Genomic DNA, 1,795 nt, shown 5'->3' with positions numbered 1-1,795 from the left:
AATAACATCGTATCAAATAACAAGGCGGGCATCCACGTGTGCTTATCCACAGGCAATACAATTACAAATAATACTATAAGTTCAAAAAGCTGGTATGGAATCTGGTTTTTTATGGCATCTGAAAACACGATCTATCACAACAACTTTGAGAACAACACTAATCAAGCATACGAAAGCGACCTCCCCTACGACTCAGAAACTGGTAATACATGGGATAAGGGTCTACCTGTAGGAGGTAATTACTGGTCTGACCACGTATGCGAGGATAACCCGAGCAACGGCAGTCAGCCATATTATATCCCCGGTGTTTCTGGTTCTCAAGATCGTTATCCATTTGAGGATAAATGGGGGTGGGTGCATCTGGTGGAATGACTTCATCGAAAACAATATTAATCATCCGGAACACAGTTCACAAGCTTGGGATAATGGATAAATGGGTAGTAAAAATTGACGGTGAGTGGATGAAAAAAGGGTAAAAAAAGGAAGGAGGTGAAAACAAGACCCAAATGAGGTATTTGAAACGAGGAAGTGGAGGAAATAGAAGAGGTAGAGGCAGAAGCAGAAGCAAGAGACTGCATGAGGAAGAAGACCCTTTAAGCGGTGTTGCAAATCTGTTCGATGTAGCAATGCTATTCGGACTTGGGCTGCTGGTGATGGTACTGATACAGATGGGAATGCAGGAGGCGCTCACGAATCCCGAGAAGATGAAACAGATAATCGAGCGTGGTAAGATGCTGAAGATGGCACCAACAGACCAGACGGTCACTGTTACTGGCGATATAGTAGAATCAGGAACATTGTACGAGGTGAAGCAGTCAGGAGGGCAGTCTGCATACATATTGGTGAATGCCACTGAGGAGCAGAAGACAGGGGGATGACGATGACATATAAGTAAGTATAAAACTTATCTTTTTTTTCGCACACTATTTTTTATTTTGAATAAATGAGCATGCTTGAATGTGTGAGGGTAGCATTGATGGCAATGGTCCCTTTTGGAGAGCTGCGTGCTTCTATCCCGGTAGGGATAAGCATGTATGGGATGGCACCCTTGCAGGTATTCGTCCTCTCAGTGATAGGGAATATGTTACCCGTTGTTCCGTTACTCCTCTTTCTCGAACCGGTCTCAAACTGGTTGAGGCGATACAGCATCTTTGACCGATTCTTTGCGTGGTTATTCGCAAGAACGAGGCGCTATAGTGCCCAGATGGATAAATACGGCTCATTGGGATTGATACCGTTTGTTGCTATCCCCCTGCCTGTAACGGGCGCGTGGACTGCAAGTGCAGTGGCATTTGTATTCGGTATCCGGTGCAGACATGCGTTTGTAGCAATCCTTGCAGGGGTGCTAATCGCGGGTGTGATAGTAACGCTGTCGTGCATCGGCGTTCTGACGTGTATAGGCAGATATGGGTAGAGGCAGATAGATGAAGGGAGTATACGTGTTGATCATAGAGAAAAGCATAGGAGAGGAGCTGGAGATAGGGAAGCTGGGCACAATAGAATTCAAGTCTGGCTTTTATGCTTATGTTGGCTCTGCTCTATCCGGATTGGAGCAGCGAATAAAGCGGCATCTGCGTCGTGAGAAGCGATTGCACTGGCATATAGATTATCTCCTGGCGAGTCCCGGTGCCGATGTACGGGAAGTGATATTTAAGGAGACGTCAAATCGTGAGGAATGCATGATAGCGAGGAAGATGCATGAGCAACTGGAGCATATAAAGGGTTTTGGATGCAGTGATTGCAGATGTGAAAGCCATCTCTTCTTCTGCAACAGCCAAGACAGGCTTTTAGAGGT

At 45.7% G+C, this 1,795-nt stretch carries 4 protein-coding genes; all 4 read left to right on the top strand.

Annotation, left to right across the window (positions count from 1 at the left end; translation table 11 throughout):
- Nucleotides 1-372: right-handed parallel beta-helix repeat-containing protein (locus tag J7J01_07685; protein MCD6210750.1), on the top strand; the 372-nt coding region annotated here is incomplete at its 5' end.
- A gap of 134 nt (nt 373-506) precedes the next feature.
- Nucleotides 507-878: a DUF2149 domain-containing protein gene (locus tag J7J01_07680; protein ID MCD6210749.1), complete on the top strand. Its 372-nt coding sequence runs from the start codon at nt 507-509 to the stop codon at nt 876-878.
- 71 nt (nt 879-949) lie between these two features.
- Nucleotides 950-1,414: a small multi-drug export protein gene (locus J7J01_07675; protein MCD6210748.1), complete on the top strand. Its 465-nt coding sequence runs from the start codon at nt 950-952 to the stop codon at nt 1,412-1,414.
- Nucleotides 1,415-1,424: 10 nt separating this feature from the next.
- The coding region (locus J7J01_07670; GenBank protein MCD6210747.1) for a GIY-YIG nuclease family protein at nt 1,425-1,795 on the top strand (371 nt) is incomplete at its 3' end.

Source organism: Methanophagales archaeon (genome assembly GCA_021159465.1).
GTDB lineage: Archaea > Halobacteriota > Syntropharchaeia > Alkanophagales > Methanospirareceae > G60ANME1.
Note: the sequence above shows the minus strand (reverse complement) of the source record. Positions and strands in the feature narration are given on the sequence as shown.

Coding starts and splice junctions, on each gene's coding strand:
- J7J01_07675 (MCD6210748.1), top strand. CDS start 950: ATGCTTGAATGTGTGAGGGTAGCATTGATGGCAATGGTCCCTTTTGGA.
- J7J01_07680 (MCD6210749.1), top strand. CDS start 507: ATGAGGTATTTGAAACGAGGAAGTGGAGGAAATAGAAGAGGTAGAGGC.